This window comes from Streptomyces sp. URMC 126, assembly GCF_051386555.1.
Taxonomy (GTDB): Bacteria; Actinomycetota; Actinomycetes; order Streptomycetales; family Streptomycetaceae; genus Streptomyces.
Genome location: NZ_JBPQTX010000400.1, coordinates 1 through 5,595, shown reverse-complemented (window position 1 = coordinate 5,595; position 5,595 = coordinate 1). Strand labels below are relative to the sequence as shown.

Genomic DNA, 5,595 nt, shown 5'->3' with positions numbered 1-5,595 from the left:
GGCCCGCACATCCGAAGATGTGCGGGCCCGCTCAGACCGGCAAGTAAGAGGACTTACTTGTTGATCTTGGTGACCTGGCCGGCGCCGACGGTGCGGCCGCCCTCACGGATGGTGAAGCGCAGGCCCTCCTCCATCGCGACGGGCTGGATCAGGGAGACGGACATCTCGGCGTTGTCGCCGGGCATGACCATCTCCGTGCCCTCCTTGAGGGTCACGACACCGGTCACGTCAGTCGTACGGAAGTAGAACTGCGGACGGTAGTTGTTGAAGAACGGGGTGTGGCGGCCACCCTCGTCCTTCGACAGGATGTAGGCCGTGGCCTCGAACTCGGTGTGCGGGGTGACCGAACCCGGCTTGATGATGCACTGGCCGCGCTCGACGTCCTCGCGCTTGATGCCACGGAGGAGCAGACCGACGTTCTCACCGGCCTGGCCCTCGTCGAGCAGCTTGCGGAACATCTCGATGCCGGTGACCGTGGTGGTGGTCTTCTCGGTCTTGATGCCGATGATGTCGACGGTCTCGTTGACCTTCAGGACACCACGCTCGATACGACCGGTGACGACGGTGCCACGACCGGTGATCGTGAAGACGTCCTCGATCGGCATCAGGAACGGCTTGTCGACGTCACGCTCGGGCTGCGGGATGTTCTCGTCGACGGCGTTCATGAGGTTCATGACCGACTGGCCCCACTCGGCGTCGCCCTCGAGCGCCTTCAGCGCCGAGACCTTGACGACCGGAGCGTCGTCGCCCGGGAACTCGTACTCGTTGAGGAGCTCACGGACCTCGAGCTCGACGAGCTCCAGGATCTCCTCGTCGTCCACCATGTCGGCCTTGTTCAGGGCGACGACGATGTACGGAACGCCGGACTGGCGGGCCAGGAGCACGTGCTCCTTGGTCTGCGGCATCGGACCGTCGGTCGCGGCGACCACGAGGATCGCGCCGTCCATCTGGGCGGCACCGGTGATCATGTTCTTGATGTAGTCCGCGTGACCCGGGCAGTCGACGTGGGCGTAGTGACGCGACTCGGTCTGGTACTCGACGTGCGCGATGGAGATGGTGATACCGCGCTGCCGCTCCTCAGGCGCCTTGTCGATCTGGTCGAACGGCGTGAAGGGGTTCAGCTCCGGGTGCGCGTCGTGCAGCACCTTGGTGATCGCCGCGGTAAGAGTGGTCTTACCGTGGTCGACGTGACCGATGGTGCCGATGTTGACGTGCGGCTTAGTCCGCTCGAACTTCGCCTTCGCCACTGGGGTCCTCCTGGGAGTGGTTCTGTACGCCTTACGTTACGGCGCCAGGGATCTTTGCTGGGGTGCCGTCCGGCGGGGCACCCGCCGCGCGCCGAGAGGTATTCCGGAAGGACCGGGTTCCTCACGATTCGCGGCGGTATGCCCCGACGGTCGGTGTCAAGCCTAAGGCGTCAGCCCCGTCTGTGGAGACGGGAGCCGGTTACTCGCCCTTGGCCTTCGCGATGATCTCCTCGGCGACGTTCCGGGGAACCTCGGCGTAGGAGTCGAACTGCATCGAGTAGCTTGCGCGACCCGACGTCTTGCTGCGGAGGTCTCCGACGTAGCCGAACATCTCCGACAGCGGAACCAGGCCCTTGACGAGCTTGGCGCCGTGACGGTCCTCCATGGCCTGGATCTGGCCACGGCGGGAGTTGATGTCACCGATCACGTCACCCATGTAGTCCTCGGGGGTGGTGACCTCGACGGACATCATCGGCTCGAGAAGAGCCGGCGACGCCTTGCGAGCACCCTCCTTGAACGCCATGGAACCGGCGATCTTGAAGGCGAGCTCGGAGGAGTCGACGTCGTGGTAGGCACCGTCGAGCAGCGTCACCTTGACGCCGGTCAGCGGGTAGCCGGCCAGCACGCCGAACTCCATGGCCTCCTGGCAGCCCGCGTCCACCGACGGGATGTACTCCCGCGGGATGCGGCCACCGGTGACCTTGTTCTCGAACTCGTAGCCGTCACCCTCGAGAGGCTCGATCGCGATCTGGACCTTCGCGAACTGACCGGAACCACCGGTCTGCTTCTTGTGGGTGTAGTCGATGCGCTCGACGGCCTTGCGGATCGTCTCGCGGTACGCGACCTGCGGCTTGCCGACGTTGGCCTCGACCTTGAACTCACGCTTCATACGGTCGACCAGCACGTCGAGGTGCAGCTCGCCCATACCCGCGATGATGGTCTGGCCCGTCTCCTCGTCCGTGTGGACCTGGAAGGACGGGTCCTCCTCGGCCAGGCGCTGGATGGCGACACCCAGCTTCTCCTGGTCGCCCTTGGACTTCGGCTCGATGGCGACCTGGATCACCGGGGCCGGGAAGTCCATGGACTCGAGGATGACCGGCTTCGCGGCGTCGCAGAGGGTCTCACCGGTGGTGGTCTGCTTCAGACCCATGACGGCGACGATGTCACCGGCACCCACCGAGTCGATCTCCTCACGCTTGTTCGCGTGCATCCGGTAGATCTTGCCGATGCGCTCCTTCTTGCCCTTCACGGAGTTCTGCACCTGAGTGCCGGCCTCCATGCGGCCCGAGTAAACCCGGACGAAGGTGAGCTTGCCGAGGTGCGGGTCGCTCATGATCTTGAAGGCAAGACCGGAGAACGGCTCGTCGTCGGAGGGCTTGCGCTTGACGACCTCGTCGGGGTCGTTGACCGCGTGGCCCTCGATCGCCTCGATGTCGAGCGGCGACGGCAGGTAGCGGACGACGGCGTCGAGCAGGGGCTGAACGCCCTTGTTCTTGAACGCGGTACCGCAGAACACCGGGGTGACGGTGGTGCTGCCACCCTTGCCGGAGTTGATGGTGATGCGGCGGATGGCCGCGTACAGCTGCTCCTCGGTGGGCTCGGTGCCCTCCAGGAACAGCTCCATCATCTCTTCGTCGTTCTCGGCCACGGCCTCGAGGAGCTTGCCGCGCCACTCGTCGGCGGCCTCCACGTGGGTGTCCGGGATGTCGACGACGTCGTACATCTCGCCCTTGGCGGCTTCGGCGGACCAGACCAGGGCCTTCATGCGGACCAGGTCGATGACGCCCTTGAAGTCGGCCTCGGCACCGATCGGGAGCTGCATGACGATCGGGGTCGCGCCGAGGCGGTCCACGATCATGTCGACGCAGCGGTGGAACTCGGCACCGGTCCGGTCGAGCTTGTTGACGAAGCAGATGCGCGGCACGCCGTAACGGTCGGCCTGACGCCACACCGTCTCGGACTGCGGCTCGACACCGGCCACACCGTCGAACACCGTCACGGCACCGTCGAGCACGCGCAGCGAGCGCTCCACCTCGACGGTGAAGTCGACGTGGCCCGGGGTGTCGATGATGTTGATCGTGTGATCGACGTTCTCGAGCGGCCAGTGGCAGGTCGTCGCGGCGGACGTGATGGTGATGCCGCGCTCCTGCTCCTGCTCCATCCAGTCCATCGTGGCAGCGCCGTCGTGGACCTCACCGATCTTGTACGAGACACCGGTGTAGAACAGGATCCGCTCGGTGGTGGTCGTCTTGCCCGCGTCGATGTGGGCCATGATCCCGATGTTGCGGACCTTGGCCAGGTCAAGCGAAGTGGTGGCCATATGGCTCAGTCTTCTCTCGGTTCTCGATGGGGGTAGCGACTACCAGCGGTAGTGCGCGAAGGCCTTGTTGGACTCGGCCATCTTGTGCGTGTCCTCACGCTTCTTGACCGAGGCGCCGAGACCGTTCGAAGCGTCCAGCAGCTCGTTCATGAGGCGCTCGGTCATGGTCTTCTCGCGACGGGCGCGGGAGTAACCGACCAGCCAGCGCAGCGCCAGGGTGGAGGCGCGGCCCGGGCGGACCTCGACCGGAACCTGGTAGGTCGCGCCACCGACACGGCGGGACTTGACCTCGAGGGCCGGCTTGACGTTCTCGAGAGCGCGCTTGAGGGTGATGACCGGGTCGTTGCCGGTCTTCTCGCGCAGACCCTCCATGGCGCCGTACACGATGCGCTCGGCGGTGGAGCGCTTGCCGTGCAGCAGGATCTTGTTGATCAGGGACGTGACCAGAGGAGAGCCGTAGACCGGGTCGATGATGACCGGGCGCTTCGGGGCGGGGCCCTTACGAGGCATTCTTACTTCTCCTTCTTGGCGCCGTAGCGGCTGCGAGCCTGCTTGCGGTTCTTGACGCCCTGGGTGTCGAGCGAGCCACGGATGATCTTGTAGCGAACGCCCGGCAGGTCCTTCACACGGCCGCCGCGCACGAGCACGATGGAGTGCTCCTGCAGGTTGTGGCCCTCACCCGGAATGTAAGCGGTGACCTCGATGCCGCTGGTCAGACGCACACGCGCGACCTTACGCAGGGCCGAGTTCGGCTTCTTCGGGGTGGTCGTGAAAACACGCGTGCAGACGCCACGACGCTGGGGCGAACCCTCGAGTGCGGGCGTCTTGTTCTTCTCGACCTTGTCCTGCCGGCCCTTTCGGACCAGCTGCTGGATCGTAGGCACCGTTTCTCCGGTTTCTGTGTGCCGATCACGATAAAACTAACCTGGGACTACCCCCGACCCACGCGGTCGGGTGTGTCGAAGGCTGCATACCCCCGCCGATGGCGGTTCGGCGCAGATTTCGGTGTCTTTGAACCGTCCGGGACCACGGAGGACCGTCCGGACCCGGTCTCTTGCGCGGTTCGAAGGCACGCACAAGAGCCCAGGGACACCCCAGGCACAAGGTCAGAGCGTACCTACCGCATGGGCTGCGGTCAAAACAAATGCACACGCGGAAGACGTACCGATGTGCGGCGTATGTCCAGTATGAACGATGACCCGACCCGGCTCGGACGATGGCCGGCGCCCGCGGCCGACCAGAGGACGGCGGTGGCCGCAGGCGTTCCCCGCCGCACCCTGGACGCGCTCCTGGCCGCGCACGCGGCGGCGCGCGACGGTCAGACGCTGCGCCCGGAAGCCCCGGTTCCGCGCCGCCTCTGGCCGCCCTCCACCGCTCCGCTGACCGTGAGGATCATCTCCGTCATCTCCACGAACTGCCGGCGGTGACTGCCGGGGATGCCCAGCAGCGCGGCCGCCTCCTCGGGTGTCACCCGCCCCCGCCCGCCGGCCGCCGGCTCCTCCCGCCCGGCACCCGGCAGCGGCAGCTCCGACTCGGAGGCCCGGCCGGACCGGATCAGCATGTCGCGGAGCCCGACGCCGAGCACCCGGGCCAGGCCCCGCATCGTCTCCAGGTCCGGCATGCTCTGCCGCTGTAGCAGCCGGGTGACCGCGGCGCGATGCACCCCCGCGTCCTCGGCCAGCCGTGTCCGGCCGCCGCCGCGCGGGCTGTCGATGTCGTAACCGCGCTCCCGCATCAGGTCCTCGACCCAGGACGCGAACCGTTCGATCTCTGTACCCCTGTTGGCCATTCCACACACTCCCTCCGCGCTTCCGACCCTACCGGTCGTTCGCGCACGCAAGGACAGGGTGCGTAAGACGTCTCAAACTTTGGCGAACAACGTGCGCAGGCAGCGCGAAGAAGTCGTGTGTTGCGCGCTCGCACGCACGGCCGATACGGTGGCGGTGCGAGGACGCCCCGGGGGTGCGATACGGCCCCAAGGGACGCCCCTTGCCCTCCGATCCCCCAAGCCCTGTCTCTTATACACAT

Annotated in this window: 5 protein-coding genes; all 5 read right to left on the bottom strand. The window is 66.3% G+C overall.

Annotated elements, in window-relative coordinates; all coding sequences use genetic code 11:
- Positions 1-53 precede the first annotated feature (53 nt).
- The gene (tuf, locus tag ACSNOK_RS30075) at positions 54-1,247 is read right to left on the bottom strand and encodes an elongation factor Tu (RefSeq protein WP_185943959.1); all 1,194 of its coding nucleotides are present in this window, start codon (positions 1,245-1,247) and stop codon (positions 54-56) included.
- 199 nt (positions 1,248-1,446) lie between these two features.
- The gene (fusA, locus tag ACSNOK_RS30070) at positions 1,447-3,567 is read right to left on the bottom strand and encodes an elongation factor G (protein ID WP_436783959.1); all 2,121 of its coding nucleotides are present in this window, start codon (positions 3,565-3,567) and stop codon (positions 1,447-1,449) included.
- A 39-nt stretch (positions 3,568-3,606) separates the two neighbouring features.
- Positions 3,607-4,077 carry a 30S ribosomal protein S7 gene (rpsG, locus tag ACSNOK_RS30065; protein ID WP_004950419.1) on the bottom strand — a complete coding sequence of 157 codons (471 nt, stop codon included), beginning with the start codon at positions 4,075-4,077 and terminating at the stop codon, positions 3,607-3,609.
- 2 nt (positions 4,078-4,079) lie between these two features.
- Positions 4,080-4,451 (bottom strand): 30S ribosomal protein S12, encoded by a 372-nt coding sequence (gene rpsL, locus ACSNOK_RS30060; RefSeq protein ID WP_003948652.1) that lies wholly within the window; start codon positions 4,449-4,451, stop codon positions 4,080-4,082.
- Positions 4,452-4,885: 434 nt separating this feature from the next.
- Positions 4,886-5,356 carry a helix-turn-helix domain-containing protein gene (locus ACSNOK_RS30055; RefSeq protein WP_436783958.1) on the bottom strand — a complete coding sequence of 157 codons (471 nt, stop codon included), beginning with the start codon at positions 5,354-5,356 and terminating at the stop codon, positions 4,886-4,888.
- Positions 5,357-5,595: the final 239 nt, after the last annotated feature.